Here is a 20,026-nt window from a genome sequence, read left to right on the forward strand (position 1 = left end):
CCTATTCCCTCACCACGCGGAACCGGGTCAGAAGGATGGCCACGACCATCAGCAGCAGCGCGGTGGCCAGCATTATGTCGGCCAGATATGTCGGCACGCCGACCGCCCGGCTCATACTGTCGGCGCCGACGAATATACCCGCGACAAAGAGAGCGGCCACGACGACGCCCAGCGGATTAAGCAGCGCCAGCATAGCCACGATGATGCCCGTGTAGCCAAAGCCGGGGCTCAGATCGAGGGTGAGCGAGCCCTTGAGGCCCGCCACTTCGGAGTATCCTGCGAGCGCCGCAAGACCGCCCGACAACAGCGCTGTTTTGATCAGTACGCGGCCCACGGGAATGCCCGCGAATTCGGCGGCGTCGCGATTGAGGCCGACGGCGCGCATCTCGTAACCCAGCGTCGTGCGCGCGCCGATAATCCAGACAATGACCGCCGAGATCAAAGCAAGGCCGAAGCCCCAGTGCAGGCGCAAGCCGTCCATGATGCGGGGCAGGCGCGCCTCATCAATCAGGCGCGCGGATTTAGGCCAGCCCATGCCCATGGGGTCCTTGAGCGCGCCTTCAAGCAGCATCGAGACGAATAGCAAAAAGATGAAGTTTATCAATAGGGTCGTGACCACTTCGTCGACGCCAAGCCGGACCTTGAGCAGGGCCGGGATGAGCAAGAGCACCGCCCCCGCGATCATGGCAAGGATCGCCATAAACGGCAGCAGCACGGCGCTGGGCCAGTCCAAGAGGCCCGCGCCGAGGATCGCAACGACGAGCGCGCCGGCGTATAACTGGGCCTCTGCCCCGATATTCCACAGACGCGCGCGGAACGCGACAGCGACCGCAAGACCGGTAAAGATCAGCGGTGTGGCGCGGTTTAACGTCTCCAGAAGGGCAAACTGGCTGCCAAACGCGCCTTTTATGATGAGACCCAGCACTGCGAGCGGATTTGCCCCGGCGAGCATTGCCAGCAGCGAAGCGGTGACCACTGTAGCGATGATTGCCAGCGCAGGCGGCGTTAGGGTGCGGGCCAGTGATGGGTTTGCGATAGGCTCAAGACGCATGGGCGGCCTCCGCAAAGCCGTGACCGGCCATCCAGATGCCTAAATCGGCCGGGCTCATGCTACCACGGGGGAACGGTGGTGACAGGCGGCCTTCGGATATGACGTGAATAACGTCCGACAAGGTCATGATTTCATCCAAGTCTTCTGAGATCAGAAGGACCGCCGCGCCGCGATCCCTAGCGGCCAGTAACTGCGAATGGACGTAATTTACAGCGCCAATATCGAGGCCGCGCACGGGCTGATTGGCGAGGATGATCTGCGGTGCGCCCTCCATTACGCGGCCAAGGATCAGCTTTTGCATATTGCCGCCCGATAGCAGGCGAATGCGCGTGCCGGGGCCGGGGCAGCGCACGTCATAACGGGTGATGATCGCTTCGGCAAACCCCTTAGCTGCGCGCCAGTTCATCCAGCCATGATGGCTGAAGGGGGCGTCTGCATAGGTCTCAAGTATTGCATTCTCGGTCAGGTCGAAATCGGCGATCGTCCCGGTCTTGTGCCGGTCCTCAGGGATGCGCGCGATCCCGGCATGAATGGCGGCGCGCGGCGACCATGTCGTGACCTCCGCGCCATCCAGCGCAAGTGTCCCGGTGGCAGGCCGGATCATTCCGCCGATGAGGTCGGCCAGCGCCGCCTGACCATTGCCCGACACGCCCGCCAGCCCGGTAATCTGCCCGGCCAGCAGGCTGAAATCCAGCGATTTGAGGCCGGGTGCAGCGCCGCGATCCGGTGTCGACACAGCTGCCAGTGACAGCAGCGCCGCGCCGGGGGTGCCGGGACTTGCCTCTGGCGCGTTTACTTCGCCGCCGACCATTCGCGCGGCCAGATCCTGTGGGTCCGTCTCGCGCGTGGCGCCTTCGTGGACGACTTCGCCGTGGCGCAGGATCACGACGCGGTCCGAAATGGCCATGACCTCATGCAATTTGTGCGAGATAAAGACTATGGACAGCCCCAAGGCCACCGCTTTGCGCAAGGTTTCGAACAGATCGTTCGTTTCTTGGGGTGTCAGAACCGCTGTCGGTTCGTCCAGTATCAAAATCCGTGCGTCGCGGTAGAGCGCCTTGAGAATCTCGACCCTCTGCCGCTCGCCCACGGTCAACGTGCCGACGCGGGCATCCGGATCGACGCTGAGCTTAAAATCGGTCGCCAGTTGAGCAATCCTGGCCCGAGCGGCAGCGCGGCCCTGGCCCAGCGACCATAGCGAACGGGTGCCCAGCGTCACGTTCTCTAGCACGGTCATGTTGCCCGCCAGCGTGAAATGCTGGTGCACCATGCCGACGCCAGCATCCAGCGCTGCGCGTGGATTGCCGGCGGGCAGGGGCGTGGCCATAACCTCGACCGTGCCGCTATCTGCAGTGTATTGGCCAAAGAGGATGTTCATCAAAGTCGTCTTGCCGGCGCCATTCTCGCCCAAGAGCGCGATGACCTCTCCCTTGTGCAGAGAGAGGCTAACCGCGTCGTTCGCAGTGAGGGCGCCGAATGTCTTGGTGATTTGGTCGAGGCGCAGGACGACCTGCGCCTCTTTGGTATCAGGCATTTACTGGGACTTCGGCTCTTCGTCGTTAATCTCGGTGACGTAGTCGCCGGCCATGATTTCGGCCTTACGGGCCTCGACCATATCCATCGCCTCCTGCGGGACTTTGCCCTCAAAGGTGCCCAGCGGAGCCAGCTCTGCGCCGCCTTCCTTCATGGTGGAGTATATCCCGTAGTCAAAAGCCGAGAACGTGCCATCCCTGACTTGACTGATCGCCATGTTCAACGTCGGCTCAAAATTCCAGATGGCCGAGGCGACGACGGTGTCCGGATAGTCGGCTTGGGTGTCGATCACGTTGCCAATGGCCAAAACGCCCTTTTCCTGCGCCGCGTCAGAGACGCCGAACCGTTCGGCATAAAGCATGTCCGCGCCGTTTTCGATCATCGCATAGGCCGTTTCCTTGGCGGCGGGCGGATCGAACCAAGAGCCAATGAAGCTGACCTGAAATGTCGCCTCAGGCTTTGTCTCACGGACGCCTGCCATAAAGGCGTGCATCAGGCGGTTCACTTCGGGAATGGGAAAGCCGCCGATCAGGCCGATATTGCCGCTTTCGCTGAGTGATCCGGCAATGATACCAGTCAGATAGGACGCATCCTGAATGTAGTTGTCAAAGACCGCAAAATTCATAAGCGCATCGTCAGGCTTGAAGCTGGAGCCAAGCAGGAACGCAATTTCAGGATACTCAGCAGCCACCTCGCGTGCCTCCTGCTCGACGGCGAATGCCTCGCCGATGATCAGGGTGTAGCCGTCATTTGCGTATTCGCGCATGACGCGGGCATAGTCGGTGTTGCTGACGTTTTCGGAAAACGCATATTCAATATCGCCGCGCTCGGCCGCTGCTGTTGCGGCCTTGTGGATGCGGCTGACCCATTGCTGCTCAACGGGGACGGTGTAGATGCCGGCAGTCTTGATCGGGTCCGCGGCCATTGCGGGGCGCGCGCCGCCTATCAGCCCGGCGGTGAGTGCAGCGGCCGCAGCCGTCGCCAAGAAGTGGCGGCGGGTCATGCCGCGCCGCGGTGTCATCAGCTTTGTCATTTGTCGTATACCCCCTCAGGTTTTCGTCTTCTTATTCTGGGGTGAGCGTAAAATTTTTCCGCGCGAATGACCAGTATTTTGACACGCTTCTGGGCTTTGCTGCGCTGCCTTCGGTCGGCTGCCAATTTTTGGTGCAGGTAAAGGTGGCAAAGCCGGTCAGGCAGTGCGGTATCCGGTTGCACGCAGCAGGGCGGGTTTCGCGAATGCGTTTTATTCCGGGCGCGGCACCTGCGGCAAGGTGACACCTCGCATTGAGGCCCGCAGATATGGAGTGTCGGGAACCTACGGTATGCTCTATAAGTTGGAGTATCTATTAGAAGTAAGGTCCGTAAAGGGCCAAGGAGGAACCATGAACCGCTTTATTCTAACGGCAACCGCCGCCGCACTGACGCTAGGTGCGCCTGCCTTCGCGGCAAGCGACGACACTGCAATGGCCGCCCCCAGCGGCGACGTCGCCGCAGGCGAAGCAGCGTTTGGAAAGCAATGTGTGTCGTGCCATGTGGTCAAATCAGACGATGGCGAATTGCTGGCGGGCCGCAATGGCCGCCAAGGCCCGAATCTATTCGGCGTCGCGGGCGGTAAAGTTGGGTCTGTCGAAGGTTTCAAATATGGCAAGGCGTTGGCCGCGGCAGGCGAGGCTGGCAATATGTGGGACGAGGAAAACTTTGTCGCCTACGTCCAAGATCCGACAGATTGGCTACGCAAAGCTACAGACGACAAGAAGGCCCGCAGCCGCATGGGATGGAAGGTGCGCGACCCGCAAGAGGCCGCTGATCTGTACGCATATCTCTATTCCATCGCGCCAGCCGCAGCAGAATAAACCTCCGTAGACAAAACGATCAAAAAGGCAGGCCGCAAAGCCTGCCTTTTTTCATTGGTGCCGCGAAGTCTCAGGCTTTTACCCGTTCCATTTTAGGATCGTAGAGCGCAGTCAGATGCACCTCGGCGTGCACCCGCTCGCCCGCGACCTCTAGCTCGTACGCGCCTGCCATTACATCCTCGCGCGTCAGTCCGGCCGCATCGCGCACATACCCCATGCCAATGGATTTTTGGACCGTGTGGCCAAAACCCGCAGAGCTGAGCCAGCCGCAGCGCTTGCCGTTTCGGTAAATCGTCTCGCGCCCCGACAGGATCACGTCTGGCGCGGTGGTGAATGTTGCCATGATCTTGCGCACGCCATCCGCCCTTTGCGCGATGCAGGCATCGCGGCCCCGGAAATCGAGGTTCGTCTTTAGCTTGACCGCCCAACCAAGCCCCGCCTCAATCGGCGTATGATCCGGCCCAATATCGGATGCCCAGGCGCGGTATCCCTTTTCCAAGCGCAGCGTTTCAATCGCGCGGTAACCTGCGTTGCGCAGCCCGTGGCGCGCGCCTTCCTCGGTCAGTTTGGCATAGACGGCAGTGGCATATTCGGTGGGAACGTGCAGCTCCCAGCCCAGCTCGCCCACGTAGGTTACGCGCAGCGCGCGGACGGGCGCGCCTGCGATACCGATGGTCTGCGCGGTGCCAAAGGGGAATGCGGCGTTCGACATATCCGCGTGAGTTACGGCCTGCACGATGTCGCGCGCGCGCGGTCCCATGATCGACAGAACCGAGTAGGCAGAGGTCACATCAACCAGCTGCGCGCGCGTTCCATCCGGGATATTTCGCGCGATGTGGTCGAAATCATGGGTGGCATAGCCGGTGCCGGTGACGATGTAGAATTCATCAGGCGCGGTGCGCAGGCAGGTCAGATCGCATTCGATGCCGCCGTGATCGTTTAGCATCTGGGTATAGGTCAGCGTGCCAACCGGGCCGCGCACGTCATTCGCAGCGATCCAATTCAGCGCCGCCTCCGCATCTGCGCCCTTCAGCACAAACTTGGCAAATGACGTCTGATCGAACAGGACTGCCGCGTCGCGTGCTGCATTGTGTTCGCGGGCGACGGCGGTGTGCCAATTAGGCGTCTGGAAGGTATAGATATCGCGCGCCTCTTCGCCGGGGGCGGCAAACCAGTTGGGCCGCTCCCATCCCAGCTTTTCACCGAACACCGCGCCTTGGGCTTTCAGCGTGTCATAAAGCGGTGACTTGCGGCAGGGGCGCGCCGACGCGTGTTCTTCGCTGGGCCACGCCATGGTGTAGTGTTTGCCATATGCCTCGTAGGTGCGGGCGCGGATCCAGTCATCATCGAAATGCGGCCTGCCAAAGCGGCGGATGTCGACCGCCCACAGATCATATGGCGGCGCGCCCTTGGCGACCCATTCGGCCAGCGCCATGCCCGCGCCGCCGCCCGCCGCGATACCGTACGCGTTAAAGCCCGCCCCAACAAAGAAGTTGCGCAACTCGGGGGCCTCACCAAGAATGAAATTGCCATCGGGGGTGAAGCTTTCGGGGCCGTTCGTCAGCGTCTTGACCCCTGCGGTCTGCAACGCAGGAACGCGGCCTAGCGACAGCTCCATCAGTTGCTCAAAATGGTCAAAGTTGCTGTCCAGCAGCGTGTAGTGAAAATCCTTGGGAATGCCGTTTTTCGCCCAAAGGATCGGATTGGCCTCGTAGCCGCCCATCACCAGTCCGCCGACCTCCTCTTTGTAATACGTCAGGCGGTCGGGATCGCGCAGAGTAGGCAAATCCGGGGTCACGCCGTCAATGGGCTCGGTCACCATATACTGATGCTCCACCGGGACGAGAGGGACGTTGACGCCCACCTGCTTGGCAAACTGGCGCGTCCACTGGCCGCAGCAGGCGATAACGATAGGCGTGTCGATGCGGCCCTTTTCGGTCTCGACGCCCTTGATGACGCCGTCCTCCATGATGACGCGGGTGACTTTGGTATCTTCAAAGATCCGCGCGCCCTTTTGCCGCGCACCCTTGGCCAGCGATAGGGTAATGTCGGATGGGTTGGCCTGCCCGTCGGTGGGCATGTAGGCGGCGCCGATCACGTCATCGACCTGCATCAGCGGCCATAGCTCTTGCGCCTCTGACGGTGTCAGCAGCTCCATCTCCAGCCCGAATGAATGCGCGGTTGTCGCCTGACGCTTCACCTCGGTCCAACGCTCCTCGTTACAGGCAAGGCGAAGACCGCCGTTCATCTTCCACCCGGTCGCCTGACCCGTCTCGGCCTCCAGCCGCTTATAAAGATCAACGGAGTAGCCCAGCAGTTGCGTGATATTCGCGTTCGAGCGTAGCTGGCCAACCAAGCCGGCGGCATGAAACGTTGTGCCCGATGTCAGCTTCTTGCGCTCCAGCAGGACCACGTCCCAGCCCAGATCGGCAAGGTGATAGGCGGTGGAGCATCCGATGATGCCGCCGCCGACGATGACCGCGCGGGCCTGATTGGGAAAATCGCTCATGTCAGGGTATCCTTGGCTTTGAGGTCTGCCAGCGCAGCGCGATAGCGGCTCAGGTTCTTGTCGGTGTATTCGGAGTAGTCAAAGTCGATGACAGAGGTCTGCTCGCTGACCATCGACCACATCGTCTCGCGCAGCAGGGAGGCGCATTTCATGGCGCTGTAGCTGCGCCACAACGCGGCATCGGGTGGGGCGCCATAATAGCGCGCCAGCATCGCCTCCTCGGCGCCGCGCGGCAGGTCGCAGTTAGACGCGAGGCCGCCCAGATCGAAGAGAGGCGAGTTGAACCCGCCGTATTCCCAGTCGATCACCCAGAGGCGATCATCGGCGCGCAAGATATTAGCAGGCAGCAGGTCGTTATGGCCCAGCACCAGTCTCACAGGGCCGACCGCGCGCTCCAACATGTCGGCCTCGTCCAAGAGGCCCGCGAGCGCGGGCGCATGGCGCGATCCGCGCTCAGCCAGATCATGGGCATAGCTGCGTAGAATGTGGAACACCCAGAAGGCGAGGACAGGGCCATGCGCGTGGCGCGGCAGTTGGCGATGCACCTGAGCGATCAGGTCCGTCGCCCGCATCAGCGTGGCCGCGTCGTGCAGATCGCCCTCGGTCAGTGCCACGCTGTCGATGAAATCGATGACCAGCGCGCCCGTTTCATGATGATGCACTCGCGGCGATAGCCCCGCATCTGCGGCGGCGCGGCTTAGCGACAGCTCGTGCCAGCGCAGGATGCCATGCTCAGGTATATCCTCACCCAGCCGCACCACATAGTCGCGGCCCTTATCGGTCACCTTGATGTTGTGATTGGTGATGCCGCCGTCCAGCGGCACAGCGGCTGTCACCGTGGTCCAGCAGGGCAGAGTGCGCGCGATGCGGATTGCCTCATCAGGTGTCATGTCAGGCCCAGCCTTTCCTTGGATTTAGCGGCCATGGCCGAGATCATGCGATCCGCGATGATCGCAATGAACGCCACGGAAAGGCCTGCGACGATGCCCTGACCCACATTAGCCTTGGTCAGCGCGATATAGACTTCCTGTCCCAGATCGCGCGTGCCCACGAGGGCGGTGATGACCAGCATCGACAGCGCCAGCATGATCGTCTGGTTTAGCCCCAAGAGAAGCGAAGGCGCGGCCAGCGGCAGCTTGATGCGCCATAGTAATTGGCGGGGCGTGCAGCCGGCGACCAGCCCCGCCTCGATCATCTGCGGATCGACAGACCGTACGCCATGCGCGGCATAGCGAACGGCAGGGGCGAGCGCATAGAGGACGACCGCGATCATGGCCGAGAAGTCGCCAACTCGGAACAGCATCACCACCGGGATCAGATACACAAAGCTGGGCAGCGTTTGCAGCGTGTCGATGAACGCGCCGACCCAAGCATGGGCGCGCGCCCGTTGCCCGGCCCAGATGCCCAGCGGCACGCCAATTGCATAAGCGATCAGTACGGACACGCCGCACAGGTAGACGGTCGTCATCGCCTTGTCCCAGAGGCCCACAGCCGCGATCAGCCCAGCCATGACCGCAGCCATCAGGCCCAAGCGCCAGCCGCCCACGCGCGCCGCCGCCAGACCAGCGGCGATGATGCCCCAAGCCCACGGGATGCCAGTGAAAAAGCGCTTGACCGGCAGCAGCAGCCACGTGAGGAAGAAGGATTTGATCGTGTCCAGCGTGTCAAAGAACGTAATATTGATCCAGCGCATCGCATCCTCCCAGAACGCGCTGGTCGTCAGCGTAAACCGCTCGGGGTAGTCCTGCACGAAAGGCAGCGCGAGGCTGGCAAGGTATGTAACAACCACGATGAGCGCGGCAACCACCAGATAGGGATGGCGCTGGGCGATGTTTGCGCCGCGCACGGGCGCCGCGTCTGGCAGGCGGCTCGCAAAGGCTTGGCTTACCCGGTCCAGCGCGATGGCGATGACCACAATAGCGAGGCCCGCCTCAATGCCGCCGCCAATGTCGAGGCGGCGCAGCGCACTGAGCACGTCAAAGCCAAGGCCGCCGGCGCCGATCATAGACGCGATGATGACCATGTTCAGCGATAGCATGATGACTTGGTTGACGCCCACCATCAGCGTCGGTGCGGCAGAGGGCACCAGCACCTTCCACATCATCTGGCGCTTTGTGCAGCCGGCCATATGGCCGGCCTCGACCACCTCAGGCGGCACCGATTGCAGGGCAACCGTCGCCACCCGCACCATCGGCGGCATGGCGTAGATCACGGTGGCAACCAGCGCCGAGACGGGGCCAAAGCCGAAGAGGAAGAGGATCGGCACCAGATAGGCAAAAATCGGGACCGTCTGCATCAGGTCCAGCACCGGGCGCAACGACCGTTCGACCCACGCCGCGCGATAGCTCGCGATGCCAAGGGCAAGGCCCCCCAGCACCCCGATCGGGACGGCGATGACGACGGACGCCAGCGTGACCATGGCGCTGTCCCACTGGCCAAAGACCGCCAGATAGACAAAGCATGCACCGACGAGCGCGGCCAGCCCCCAGCCGCGTGCGTAGCGCGCCAGCAGCACCATAAGCGCTGTAACCGCGATCCAGCTAAGCGGCGGCGCGATGTCGACCGCATTGCTGCCCAGACCGCGCACAAAACCGTCTGCCAACAGCGCGCGTGCCGCGTCATACGGCACCTCAATGATGGCCGAGATAAAGCGGGTCAGTTCTTGAAACGTGAAGAGACCGAAACTGGCATCCTCCAGCAGCCATTTCATTGCCGACGATATCCAACCCTCGAAATTTAGCTGCCAACCCTTGGGAAAGCGGATGATCCAGCGGGCGTCCAGCGCCTTGTAAAGTGGGAATGAATAGGTCGAAAGCGCCCAAGTCAGGCCCAGCAAACCCCACCAGAAAAGCGCGCTGGGCGTGGTGAGGCGCCGCCAGTTCATGTGCGGGGCCGTCCGATCAGCACGTCGACGACGGCTGCGGCATCCACTTGGCCTACGGCCGCTCCGTCCTGGGTCACGCGAAACGGGCGCTGGGCCGCCTCGACAGAATCGGCCACGTCGGCGATGCGGGACGCCGCATCCAAATCGCCCGCAAAGGGGCCGCTGCCGAGGGGGGCCATAATTGCGCCGATGCTAAGTACTTTGCCGCGCGGGATATGCTTGGTAAATTCGGCGACGTAGTCATTGGCTGGATTTAGCACCAATTCCTCGGGCGTGGCGGTCTGCACAATGCGCCCGTCCTTCATCACTGCGATCCGGTCAGCGAGGCGGATTGCCTCGTCAAAATCATGCGTGATGAACACGATTGTCTTATGCAGTAGGCCCTGCAGCCTCATAAATTCATCCTGCATCTCGCGCCGGATAAGAGGGTCCAGCGCCGAGAACGGCTCGTCCAGAAACCAGATCTCGGGCTCGCCCACGAGGGAGCGCGCGATACCGACGCGCTGCTGCTGGCCGCCAGATAACTGGCGGGGAAAGTTATCCTCGCGGCCCTTCAGGCCAACGATGTCGATCATCTTATGCGCGCGCGCCTCGCGGGTAGCGCGGTCGACGCCCTGCACATCCAGCGGAAACGCGATGTTTTGCAAGACGGTCAGATGCGGCAAGAGGGCAAAGTTCTGGAACACCATCCCGATCTTGCGCCGGCGCAACTGCGTCAGCTGCGCCGCGTTCATCGCCAGCAGATCTTCGCCGTCAAATTCGATCTCGCCGCCCGTCGGCTCCACCAGCCGCGACAGGCACCGGACAAGCGTAGATTTGCCGGAGCCAGACAACCCCATGATGACGAAAATCTCGCCCTCGCGAATTTCGACATTGGCAGCGCGCACGGCGCCGATCATGGCGCCCTCTGCGAGGTCCGCATCAGTAGGGTCGGCGTTTTGGTCTAGAAAGCCGCGCGCGTCCGCGCCGTACAGCTTCCAGACGTTGCGGCAAAGAAGTTTACGCGCACGGGGCATCAAACACCTCGGAGTGGCCCACTTGCGGGCATTATCAGGGCTTGAGAGAAAAACGGGGGGCAAAACGCGCCCCCCGGTTAGCCTCAGGAAGGTTCGTGTGCTTAGTTGATCCAGCCGTCCACTTTGGCCGCGTTATCAGCCATCCACTGATCCGCGACTGCCTCAATGGATTGCCCATCCAGATCAACGGCCGACACCATCGCGCCCATTTCCTCATTAGTGAGGGTGTAGTTGCGGACAATCTCGGCAGCGCCCGGCCATTTATCCTCGACTCCAGCCCACGCGACCTTCCAGATGGGGCCTGTCGGCTTGCCGCAGTCATAGGCGGCGTCCGGGTTTATACCGACCGAGGCATCATCGTAGCAGGCCTTGGAGTATTCGGGGAATTCGATGAACTTACCATCGTATTTCGCAGGGGCCCAGTGCGGCGAGTAAAGCCACAAGACAATTGGCGCCTCGCGCTGATAGGCCGACTCAAGCTCCGCGAATAGTGCCGCATCCGTGCCCGCATGGACCACCTCGAAATCTAGGCCAAGCGCCTCGACACGCTCTTCGTCAAAGCCGCCCCATGTGACGGGCCCCCCCAGATAGCGGCCCAGCGGGGCCGTTTCGGACGTGGCGAATTCCGACGCACAGTTGTTCAGCGCCTCCCAATCGGGCAGTCCGGGGCAGCGCGCCTCCATATAGCTGGGGTACCACCATTCCTCGATGGCGATCATCCCGCCTTCGCCCATGTTAACGACGTTGCCGGTCGCGACGGCCTCGTCCATCGCCTCGCGGCCCGTCGTTTCCCAAATTTCGGTGGCGACGTGCAGATCGCCGGTTTTGAGGCCTGCGAATTGCGCGATGTAGTCGGCTTGTACCAGTTCGGTATTGTAGCCCGCCTTTTGCAGCACGTCCTGAAGGATGGTCGTGTTGATGATCTGGCCGGTCCAGTCATGCGTGGTCAGACGGATCGGATCCTGGCTTTCAACCTCGGCAATGGCGGGCAAGGCGGCAAGCGTGGCGCACGCGGCGGCGGAGAAGGCGATACGTTTCATTAATGGGACTCCCTGAAATATGCGCCGCCCTCATTGAATCGGGTGCGGCGTTATAGCAGCGAGTGAAGCGCAGATTCCAACATATGGCAACACTAAATGTGGTTTTATGTTGGATATGTACGGCTGCCGTGCCAAGGTCCGCTTGCGCCCGAAATGCACTGATGCCATTTCGGAAATGACCCGTTCTTAATCGTCAGGCCCTATGGACAACGCCCATCCCACTCATCGACAGCAAGAAATTCTCGACGCGCTGCGCAGGGGCGGCGGATCGTTGCGCGTGCAGCGATTGGCCAGCGATCTGGATGTCAGCGAGGAAACCGTGCGCCGCAATCTCAAGCGGTTGGTGAATGCGGGCCTCGTCGAAAAGATGCATGGTGGCGCGCGACTGGCCGAGGCGGGCGGCGAGGGCGATTTTCAGCATCGTCTCAGCATTGCGGCAGGCGCCAAGCAGCGCATAGCGCGGCATGTGGCAGGGATGATCCCTGATGGCGGATCGGTGTTTTTGGATGTCGGCAGCACGACCAGCTACATAGCCGATGCCCTGCGCGATCATGCGGATCTGCTGGTGGTGACCAACTCTGTCTCGGTCGCGTACAAACTGGCGACGCGCGGCGGGAACCGCGTTTATATGGCTGGCGGCGCGCTGCGCGCCCATGACGGCGGTGCGTTCGGTGCAGAGGCACTGGCGTTTGCAGATAACTTCAAAACGGATTTGGCCGTATTGTCGACGGCAGGCATCACGGCAAAGGACGGCTTCATGTTGTTCGATCTGGAAGAGGCTAATTTCAGCCGCGCAATTATCAAGGGCGCGGCCCGGCGCATCGTGGCTGCCGATTCGTCGAAATTCGGGCGCGCGGCGCCGATTACTGTGTGCGATCCGTCGCTCATAGATACGCTTGTCACGGATGCCCCCCCGCCTGATGATTTGGCGGCGGCGGCGGCCCGATGGGGGACAAAAGTAGAGGTGGCAAGGACATGAAACTACAGCAGATAGCATCAATCGCCGCGCGTATCGCCGAGGAGGCAAGCGCGGTTCCAATGCGGCATTTTCGGCAAGCGGGCCTTGGGGTCGAGACGAAGGATGACGCCGATTCCAGCCCCGTCACCATCGCTGACCGCGCGACGGAGCAGGCGATCCGCGATGCATTGGCCGCCGAATTTCCCGGTCACGGTATTTTTGGCGAAGAGTTCGGCGTAGCCGGGTCGCTGGACGGGCTCGCGTGGATCATCGACCCTATCGACGGCACGCGGTTCTTTCTGACCGGGTATCCGGGATTCGGCATGCTGATCGGGCATTTACAGGCGGGTGTGCCGCAGGTGGGCATCGTGCGTATGCCCGCCTTGAACGAGACATATGTGGGCATCCTTGGCGGCGGCGCCACACTGAACGGCGCAGCCATCGCGGCACGCGGGACCACGCAATTGGCCGAGGCGCGCGTATATATTAACGAGGCTGAACGCACGTATGACCATGATCCGGCACTTTTTGCGAAGCTATGCAAGATCGGCCACACGCGGCGCATGTCCTACGATTGCTATCCCCACGCGCTTGTCGCGGCGGGGCAGATCGACGCGGTGACGGATATCGGCCTTGAGCCGTATGATTTTCTACCGCTCGCCCCTCTGGTCGAGGCGGCGGGCGGTGTCATGACCGACTGGGACGGGCGCGCGCTGACTTTGGGATCGGACGGGCGCGTGGTCACGGCGGCCACGCCAGAGCTGCACGCGGCGCTGCTGGATATGCTGAACGGCTGAGGTCGCTGGGCCTGGCGGTGGCGCCGTGATATAGTGTTGCCCGTCTCACGGAAATTTAGCGACATGACCCAATCGGACTATATCCCCAAAGGCGCGGCCAGCTTTCGCATCGCGCCGGTCGCAGCGCCGCGCATGTTCGATTTCGTGCTGTTGCCCAAGCTGACGATGCTCGCGCTATCCGCTGCCATTGAGCCGTTGCGCGTTGCCAATCAGATATCGCAGCAGGAGCTGTACCGCTGGCGCACCATGACGTCCGGCGGCGGGCATATCCGCTGCTCCAACAACCTGGCGCTGGTGCCTGACGCGCCCCTTAGCCCGCCAGCGCGGGGGGCGCGCGTTTTCATCTGTTCGGGCGTGGAGCCGGCAGAGACCGTGGACACGTCCGTCATCCACTGGGCCGCGCGGCAGGCGGCGCATGGCACACCGGTGGGCGCGATCTGCACGGGGGCATTCACGCTGGCGCGAGCCGGACTGCTGGGCGGGCGCACGTTCACGCTGCACTGGGAAAACCAGCCCGCCTTTGTCGAGGCGTTTCCGAATTTGGTGCCAACCCCGAACCTTTATGAGGTGGACGGCGATCTAATGACGGCGGCGGGCGGGTCTGCGTCGACCGACCTGATGCTAAGCGTCATCGAGGATGATTTCGGTCCAGATTTCGCGCTGGTCGTGTCGGATATGTGCCTGCACGGACGCAGCCATTCGGACCACGCGCCGCAGCAAACCGCGCGCTCGGCAGTGATTGGCAGCCGCAATAGTCACTTGATCGCCGCGATGCGCCTGATGCAGCTGCATCTGGAAGAGCCGATGACGGTAGAGGCCATCGCCAGCGAGGCGGGCATATCAAAACGCCAGTTGGAGCGAAGTTTTTCGCAGCATACTGGCCTTAGCCCGCGACGATACTACACTGATATGCGGCTGTCGCGCGCCTACTCGCTGCTAAGTGAGACGGACCTGCCCATCGCCGAGATCGCCGCCGCCACAGGCTTTGGCGGCACGTCAGCATTTGCACGGGCCTTTCGGGCCAAGTTTGACGTGGCGCCGGGCAAATTTCGCAAGCGTTGGTAGAATGGCAGGCGTCCGCCGCGCCAGATGCAGCTCACTCTGCCGCAGATGACACCCCTTCGGGTGTATAAATCACACGCGTATCCTCGCGGAAATCATGTAAGTCCAGCGGCCAGCGGGCGCGGGGCCAGCGCATTTCCATTTGCAGCCGTTGAGGCCGGTAGACCGCCGTGTATAGCGTTCCGAACCCCTGATCGAACCGCGAAGAATAGAGCGGCGGGCGCAAGAAGGCATTGATGAACTTTTCCTCAGGCTCCACATGCAGGGTCATGCGCTGGAGCAGGTAGCGCTCGCGCTCGACCGTTGCGGTAAACCGCGCATGGCTCGCCCATTCCACCCGCTCTTGGTGGTTTGTCGCGACGGCCTGATGGGTGATCACTGCCTTGCGGTCGGGCGCCATAAGGGCGGTCAGGAACTGCCGCTTGGCGTCAACCACGGTGACGTTATAGCTCATATGCGTTGGGATGCGGGCCAGCGCGCGGCCCGCCTCGGCGGCCGTCTCGCAGGTTTGCAGGACGTAGCGCAGGATCAGCGGCACGCCAAAGCCGTCGCCAACCACGCGCCGACCGCCAAATGTCAGCGAGACCGCCAGCCCCGCATCGTTTATCCCGTCGACCAGCCCCCAAAGGCCGTCGGACGTGCCCATAACGGCGCGGCCTTGCCACTTTGTGCGCAATGTCAGGCTGTCGAACGCCTTGGGCGAATAGTCGTAATTGCGCACTAAAACGGGCTCGGCCCCCGGCCAGATCGCTTGGGAGCAGGACGACAGGTAGGGTGGCGGACAGTAAAAGCTGAGAAAGCGCGCCGCCTGATCGCTGCCGCCTGCCAGCTCGACAAGCTGGTCGTAGAGGGGCAGCATTTCGGGCATATGCGCGCGCAGCGCCTTGTGACTATCGAGGAAGCCTGGCCGCGCCTCGGCACCCTCGCGCGCCCACCAGCGATGGTAGTCGGGCCAGTATTCACGGAAAAGCCCGGCCCATTTAGGGCCGGGATCATCCTCGGAAATTGCGCGCCAGTTCAATTGCATGGGACTTACATGATCTTGAATGCCGGATCGGCAAGGGCTGGCCCCGCCTCGGCGGTCGGCAATGGCCGCCCATGAACGCCGTTCTTGATGCCGTGAATCCAGCGCTTGCCACGCTCATTCAGCTTAAATCCATTGGTCATTGAGCGCCCGCGCGTGACGAGAATACCGATATCGGCACCCTCATAGCGGTAATCGCCCGGCTGCAGAATACGCAAGAAGAACGCCTCATTTTCACTTTCCACCGCGCGGCGGTGATAGTCAAAGCGGTTGAAATCGATGCTGCCGTCTTCCTTCATCCGGTAGATGCCCGTCTCGGGGACTTCGGTCGCGATGTCGACGGTGTCGTCGGTGTGCTTTATGACCATCTGGGACCAGCTGTCGATCATCTTGGGATCGGCCCAACGGCTGTTCAGTTCGTCCACGTCCAGCGAGAATTTTTTCTTGGAGAATTCGAGCAGGTGGAACAGGAACAAGGGCGCGTCCGCATGCGCAAAGGCCGCGTGGTTCGTCATCGACGAGCAGCCAGTGATGCGCGGGTTCAACTCGCCCAGCCAGATATCGCCGGTTTTTTTGTCGATCAGGAAATCCAACTCAAAATAGCCGCGATAGCCCTCCTTACGCAGTTGCTCACCGAACTTGAAGGTCAGCTCACGCGCTTTCTGGCGGACCTTCGGAGGGAAGGCCGTCGATAAAATCTCGTTCCCGCACCAACCGCCGCGATAAGGTGTCAGTTCTTTGAAGCCGACAAGCTCGGTCATCAGTGGGCCGACGATCGTGCCCTCCTTGGTGGCGCAGCCCTCAATCGCCGATCCGCGGCAATCAATTCGCTTCATAATCTTGATCTCGCCCTCGCCGACGATGTCGTGCTCATGGCGGCGGAAATCAGCCTCGGATTTTATGAAAAACGTTGTATGGCCACTATCGCCAAAGGCCGATTGCAGTACCAGATCGTGGCCGAGGCCCGCTTTGTCGCAAATCTCTTTCAGGTTATCGTAGCTCTCGACCACGCTCAGCGTGTTTGGCACAGACGGCACGCCGGCCTTGTTGCCGATGCGGACGGTCTCGATCTTGTTGTCCATCTTCTGGCGCAGCTTGGCCTTGGGGAACCAGACATCGGCGCCCAGCTCTTTGGACAGGCGCTCGGTTTCCTCGTCGAACATGAGGAACACAAACTTGGGCTTGCCGCCGCGCCGCTTGATGAGGTCGATGACCTCTTTGTGCTGCAGCAGATAGTTGTTGATGTCCTCAATCGACTGGAATTCAGCATGCGGCTGCTCGCTAGGGACGAACGTGTTCGGATGTTTGCCGCCGTAGCAGTCGATATAGCAGATATACTTGAAGTTCTTGCACCATTCATCCAGCCCCAAAAGGTTGAAGTTGGTGGCCGAGATGAAATAGATCGGATCTTCGTTGCGGTGAAAGTGGCGGCGGATTTCCGAGATATTCTTGAGCTCTGCGGACATGTTGGGTGGTCCTCCTGTTGGGTAGGTCTTTTTTTTGATTTTGTCGTTGGTCAGAGATTGGCTGGCTATAGATTGGCCCGAGCGTCGTTAAGTTTCAACCTTGCAGTGTTAGCTTTGCCCGCGCGCTTCAGCGCATCTTGGGTAAAGACGCGCAGGCCCAGATCGCCGCGATAGCCGTGGATTTCGCTGACGTCCAACGCGCGCATGAATGCCAGGATTTCCGCGCTAACCACCTGTCCGGGGACGAGGATGGGAAAGCCGGGGGGATAAGGGATGATGAACTGCGCCGATACGACGTCGTCCCCGGTGGACATTGCCTCGTGGATGCTGCCGTCCAGCTCCAAATAGTCGCAATTCTTGTCGTCATAGCTAAGGAAGAAGGCCGAGCGTATGTCGCCCTCGGGCGTTTCCTTACCAGAGCGGAAGGAATCGTGGAAACGGCTGAAGTCGGGCAGGGGTGGCAGATCATCCATCAGATTGGCCACGCGCTTCTCAAAGCCGCGCCGCTCCATCATTGAGGCGTCGTCCTGCAATTCGTCCAACTCGCGCGCGATTTCGACCAACACTTCGATCAGGTAGGCGACCGAGGATCGCGTGGTGCCGATATTGGTCATAAAGAGGACCGTATTGCGCGACGTCTTGTTGATCTGAATACCGTACTTATCCATCAGGATCTCGGTCTTGAACGTGTCACCGTCCCAGCCAGTGGCACCAACGGCCAGCGTCACGCGGGTCGCGTCCAGCACAAACTCGTCGTTCTCCCAGCAGTCCCAGATATCGGTCCAACCCTGCTCGGGATCGTAATACGACTCAACGCCGCTCTCGCGGTGCTCCTCAGGGATCATGTCGCCGGCGGTCAGCACCTTGAAGTATTTTTGCAAGAGCGGATGGGTCGAGATTGCCCGCCGCATCGACATCGCCGCCTCAACCTGTCTTTGAACGAATTCAAAGCCTTCCAGCTCGACTTGCCTGCGGCCCACGTCCAGCGACGCGATGATCTGGTAGTTGGGCGAGGTGGACGTATGCGTCATGTACGCCTCGCGAAACGATGCCTCGACTTCGCCTTTGAAGTCCTGATCGTTGACGTGGATCATCGAGCCTTGGCGCAGCGACGTCAGTGTCTTGTGCGTCGATTGGGTGGCATAGACGCGGACGCGGCTGGTCGGCGGCGGAATGAGGCGGGTGTTTATCAACGTCTCCGCGTCCGCGTCCTTCAGCTTTTCCTGCTGGGCGGCATATGCCTCTGCGTGGCTGTCGCTGCGGAACCGCTCGCGCAGGTTGTTTGCGGCGTTCATTGCAGTGCGCTGTCGGTAGGTCGGGCCAAAGCGGGCAAATGCGAACCACGCCTCGTCCCACAGGAACACGAGGTCGGGCTTGATGGCGAGGCATTCCTCCATCATCCGCTCAACGTTATAGACGATGCCGTCGAAGGTGCAGTTCGTCAGCAGCAGCATCCGCACACGGTCAAGCTTTCCGGCGGCTTTCAGCTCCAACAATTGGCGCTTGATGTCCTTCAGCGGCACCGCGCCATACATCGAATACTCATTGAGCGGATAACTATCCAGATAGCAGACCTGCGCGCCCGCCAGCACCATTCCGTAGTGATGCGATTTGTGACAGTCGCGGTCGACTAGAACGATATCTCCTGGTCTTACAAGGGCTTGGACGACGATCTTGTTGCAGGTTGAGGTGCCGTTAGTGGCGAAATACGTCTGTTTCGATCCGAACGCGCGGCTGGCAAGGCGCTGCGCCTCTTTGATCGGGCCATGCGGCTCTAGCAGACTGTCGAGGCCGCCGGACGTGGCAGATGTTTCCGCCAGAAAGATGTTGGGGCCATAGAAGGCGCCCATATCCTGAATCCAGTGCGACCGGGAAATGGACTTGCCCCGGCTGATGGGCATCGCGTGAAACACGCCTGTCGGCTGCTTGGAATACTCGACCAGCGCAGTAAAGAACGGCGTTTTGTAGCGCGCCTGAACGCCGCGGATGATGTTCAGGTGCAGCTCTAGGAAATCTTCTTGGTTGTAGAACACGCGGCGGCAGATGCCGAGGTCCAGACCCGCAATATCCTCGACCGAGCGGTCGGTGATGAGGTATGCGTCCAATTCGGGCCGCACGCGGGCGATCATGCGACACAGCTCGGGGCCGTAGTTGCTAGGGTCCAGCTCCTCCAGCGCCTTCATGCCGCCGGCGCGTTTCAGATACCGCTCAAGGATGGGCAGCACCATTTTCGACGTCAGCGTCAGACCGGGGCGCACCACGATGGCCTGAATGTTGTGATTAAACAGTACCCCCAATAGTGCATCCTGAAGGCTGGGCACGACGACCGCCTCGTAGTGAAAGGGGTCCTCTGGGCGGCGCATCCGCTGGAAATTTGACTTCAACCAGCGCTCCTGATGCTCGTTCAGGTTGTCGACGACCATCACCTCAAAATAGGGCTTGGTCAGGGCACGGGCCTCTAGCGATTGCATCGCCTCGTCCTCGTGATCGTCTGCGTCGACGCTGTCGCGATCCAATGGGATATGTCGCCGGCGGTACGCGCCGCTGGTCAGCGCGCGCGTGATGCGCTGCACGGTATGGGACAACTCTTCATGATGTCCGGCATCGAAGTGGCGGCGCAGGACGTCAAAGGCAGGAGTGCCGGGAAAGGCCCAATATGTCTCTATCGGGGCCAGTTGGTCCAGCAAGTTGTCGATCTTCTCGATCAGACCCTTGGACCCGCGCCCGCCGTCCGCGCGCACCAACTCCGCGGAGGCTTCGCGCAGCGAACTCCACCTGTCGGACCGCAGTTGAACCGCTGAATAATAGTCTGCCATCGAATGCATATTAATTC

The 20,026-nt window shown here is 61.3% G+C and carries 15 protein-coding genes; 4 read left to right on the forward strand and 11 right to left on the reverse strand.

Annotated elements, in window-relative coordinates:
* Position 1: 1 nt before the first annotated feature.
* From MK6180000_RS05675 to MK6180000_RS05685, 3 genes are read right to left on the reverse strand one after another with little or no spacing between them, the layout of a single operon-like run.
* Positions 2 to 1,051 carry an ABC transporter permease gene (locus MK6180000_RS05675; RefSeq protein WP_138933854.1) on the reverse strand — a complete coding sequence of 350 codons (1,050 nt, stop codon included), beginning with the start codon at positions 1,049 to 1,051 and terminating at the stop codon, positions 2 to 4.
* Positions 1,041 to 2,585, reverse strand: coding sequence for an ABC transporter ATP-binding protein (locus MK6180000_RS05680; protein WP_138933855.1), 1,545 nt, complete (start codon positions 2,583 to 2,585; stop codon positions 1,041 to 1,043). The genes MK6180000_RS05675 and MK6180000_RS05680 overlap by 11 nt, the downstream gene beginning before the upstream one ends.
* The gene (locus tag MK6180000_RS05685) at positions 2,586 to 3,617 is read right to left on the reverse strand and encodes a BMP family protein (protein WP_138933856.1); all 1,032 of its coding nucleotides are present in this window, start codon (positions 3,615 to 3,617) and stop codon (positions 2,586 to 2,588) included. It lies immediately after the preceding gene.
* Between the two features lie 349 nt (positions 3,618 to 3,966).
* Between MK6180000_RS05685 and MK6180000_RS05690 the strand changes: the two genes are divergently transcribed.
* Positions 3,967 to 4,437: a c-type cytochrome gene (locus MK6180000_RS05690; RefSeq protein WP_138933857.1), complete on the forward strand. Its 471-nt coding sequence runs from the start codon at positions 3,967 to 3,969 to the stop codon at positions 4,435 to 4,437.
* 70 nt (positions 4,438 to 4,507) lie between these two features.
* Here the strand turns inward: MK6180000_RS05690 and MK6180000_RS05695 are convergent, their stop codons facing one another.
* The 5 genes from MK6180000_RS05695 to MK6180000_RS05715 all read right to left on the reverse strand — a co-directional run bounded on the left by MK6180000_RS05695 (position 4,508) and on the right by MK6180000_RS05715 (position 11,886).
* Positions 4,508 to 6,946, reverse strand: coding sequence for a GcvT family protein (locus tag MK6180000_RS05695; protein WP_138933858.1), 2,439 nt, complete (start codon positions 6,944 to 6,946; stop codon positions 4,508 to 4,510).
* Positions 6,943 to 7,836 carry a phosphotransferase gene (locus MK6180000_RS05700; RefSeq protein WP_138933859.1) on the reverse strand — a complete coding sequence of 298 codons (894 nt, stop codon included), beginning with the start codon at positions 7,834 to 7,836 and terminating at the stop codon, positions 6,943 to 6,945. Before MK6180000_RS05700 ends, MK6180000_RS05695 begins: the two co-directional genes overlap by 4 nt.
* Positions 7,833 to 9,830, reverse strand: coding sequence for an ABC transporter permease (locus tag MK6180000_RS05705; protein WP_138933860.1), 1,998 nt, complete (start codon positions 9,828 to 9,830; stop codon positions 7,833 to 7,835). Before MK6180000_RS05705 ends, MK6180000_RS05700 begins: the two co-directional genes overlap by 4 nt.
* The gene (locus MK6180000_RS05710) at positions 9,827 to 10,846 is read right to left on the reverse strand and encodes a quaternary amine ABC transporter ATP-binding protein (protein ID WP_138933861.1); all 1,020 of its coding nucleotides are present in this window, start codon (positions 10,844 to 10,846) and stop codon (positions 9,827 to 9,829) included. The genes MK6180000_RS05705 and MK6180000_RS05710 overlap by 4 nt, the downstream gene beginning before the upstream one ends.
* Before the next feature lie 101 nt (positions 10,847 to 10,947).
* Positions 10,948 to 11,886: an ABC transporter substrate-binding protein gene (locus tag MK6180000_RS05715; RefSeq protein WP_138933862.1), complete on the reverse strand. Its 939-nt coding sequence runs from the start codon at positions 11,884 to 11,886 to the stop codon at positions 10,948 to 10,950.
* 202 nt (positions 11,887 to 12,088) lie between these two features.
* Between MK6180000_RS05715 and MK6180000_RS05720 the strand changes: the two genes are divergently transcribed.
* The 3 genes from MK6180000_RS05720 to MK6180000_RS05730 all read left to right on the forward strand — a co-directional run bounded on the left by MK6180000_RS05720 (position 12,089) and on the right by MK6180000_RS05730 (position 14,706).
* Positions 12,089 to 12,865, forward strand: a complete 777-nt coding sequence (locus MK6180000_RS05720; protein WP_138933863.1) for a DeoR/GlpR family DNA-binding transcription regulator — start codon at positions 12,089 to 12,091, stop codon at positions 12,863 to 12,865.
* Positions 12,862 to 13,641, forward strand: a complete 780-nt coding sequence (locus tag MK6180000_RS05725) for an inositol monophosphatase family protein (protein WP_138933864.1) — start codon at positions 12,862 to 12,864, stop codon at positions 13,639 to 13,641. Before MK6180000_RS05720 ends, MK6180000_RS05725 begins: the two co-directional genes overlap by 4 nt.
* Positions 13,642 to 13,704: 63 nt before the next feature.
* Complete coding sequence (locus MK6180000_RS05730; protein WP_138933865.1) at positions 13,705 to 14,706, forward strand: GlxA family transcriptional regulator; 1,002 nt, start codon at positions 13,705 to 13,707, stop codon at positions 14,704 to 14,706.
* Between the two features lie 31 nt (positions 14,707 to 14,737).
* On the opposite strand, the gene MK6180000_RS05735 is transcribed toward MK6180000_RS05730, so the two are convergent.
* The 3 genes from MK6180000_RS05735 to MK6180000_RS05745 form a co-directional block, all read right to left on the reverse strand.
* Complete coding sequence (locus MK6180000_RS05735) at positions 14,738 to 15,730, reverse strand: C45 family autoproteolytic acyltransferase/hydrolase (RefSeq protein ID WP_171054556.1); 993 nt, start codon at positions 15,728 to 15,730, stop codon at positions 14,738 to 14,740.
* Between the two features lie 5 nt (positions 15,731 to 15,735).
* A complete protein-coding gene (locus tag MK6180000_RS05740) occupies positions 15,736 to 17,193 on the reverse strand; it encodes a biotin carboxylase (protein ID WP_138933866.1) in 1,458 nt (485 codons plus the stop codon).
* Positions 17,194 to 17,258: 65 nt separating this feature from the next.
* Complete coding sequence (locus tag MK6180000_RS05745; protein ID WP_138933867.1) at positions 17,259 to 20,018, reverse strand: aminotransferase class I/II-fold pyridoxal phosphate-dependent enzyme; 2,760 nt, start codon at positions 20,016 to 20,018, stop codon at positions 17,259 to 17,261.
* Positions 20,019 to 20,026: the final 8 nt, after the last annotated feature.

The sequence above is a fragment of the Roseovarius arcticus genome (assembly GCF_006125015.1).
Taxonomy (GTDB): Bacteria; Pseudomonadota; Alphaproteobacteria; order Rhodobacterales; family Rhodobacteraceae; genus Roseovarius; species Roseovarius arcticus.

What these genes read in the sequence shown, in the direction of transcription:
- MK6180000_RS05675 (WP_138933854.1), bottom strand. Translation starts at nt 1,051, where the DNA reads ATGCGTCTTGAGCCTATCGCAAACCCATCACTGGCCCGCACCCTAACG.
- MK6180000_RS05680 (WP_138933855.1), bottom strand. Translation starts at nt 2,585, where the DNA reads ATGCCTGATACCAAAGAGGCGCAGGTCGTCCTGCGCCTCGACCAAATC.
- MK6180000_RS05685 (WP_138933856.1), bottom strand. Translation starts at nt 3,617, where the DNA reads ATGACAAAGCTGATGACACCGCGGCGCGGCATGACCCGCCGCCACTTC.
- MK6180000_RS05690 (WP_138933857.1), top strand. Translation starts at nt 3,967, where the DNA reads ATGAACCGCTTTATTCTAACGGCAACCGCCGCCGCACTGACGCTAGGT.
- MK6180000_RS05695 (WP_138933858.1), bottom strand. Translation starts at nt 6,946, where the DNA reads ATGAGCGATTTTCCCAATCAGGCCCGCGCGGTCATCGTCGGCGGCGGC.
- MK6180000_RS05700 (WP_138933859.1), bottom strand. Translation starts at nt 7,836, where the DNA reads ATGACACCTGATGAGGCAATCCGCATCGCGCGCACTCTGCCCTGCTGG.
- MK6180000_RS05705 (WP_138933860.1), bottom strand. Translation starts at nt 9,830, where the DNA reads ATGAACTGGCGGCGCCTCACCACGCCCAGCGCGCTTTTCTGGTGGGGT.
- MK6180000_RS05710 (WP_138933861.1), bottom strand. Translation starts at nt 10,846, where the DNA reads ATGCCCCGTGCGCGTAAACTTCTTTGCCGCAACGTCTGGAAGCTGTAC.
- MK6180000_RS05715 (WP_138933862.1), bottom strand. Translation starts at nt 11,886, where the DNA reads ATGAAACGTATCGCCTTCTCCGCCGCCGCGTGCGCCACGCTTGCCGCC.
- MK6180000_RS05720 (WP_138933863.1), top strand. Translation starts at nt 12,089, where the DNA reads ATGGACAACGCCCATCCCACTCATCGACAGCAAGAAATTCTCGACGCG.
- MK6180000_RS05725 (WP_138933864.1), top strand. Translation starts at nt 12,862, where the DNA reads ATGAAACTACAGCAGATAGCATCAATCGCCGCGCGTATCGCCGAGGAG.
- MK6180000_RS05730 (WP_138933865.1), top strand. Translation starts at nt 13,705, where the DNA reads ATGACCCAATCGGACTATATCCCCAAAGGCGCGGCCAGCTTTCGCATC.
- MK6180000_RS05735 (WP_171054556.1), bottom strand. Translation starts at nt 15,730, where the DNA reads ATGCAATTGAACTGGCGCGCAATTTCCGAGGATGATCCCGGCCCTAAA.
- MK6180000_RS05740 (WP_138933866.1), bottom strand. Translation starts at nt 17,193, where the DNA reads ATGTCCGCAGAGCTCAAGAATATCTCGGAAATCCGCCGCCACTTTCAC.
- MK6180000_RS05745 (WP_138933867.1), bottom strand. Translation starts at nt 20,018, where the DNA reads ATGCATTCGATGGCAGACTATTATTCAGCGGTTCAACTGCGGTCCGAC.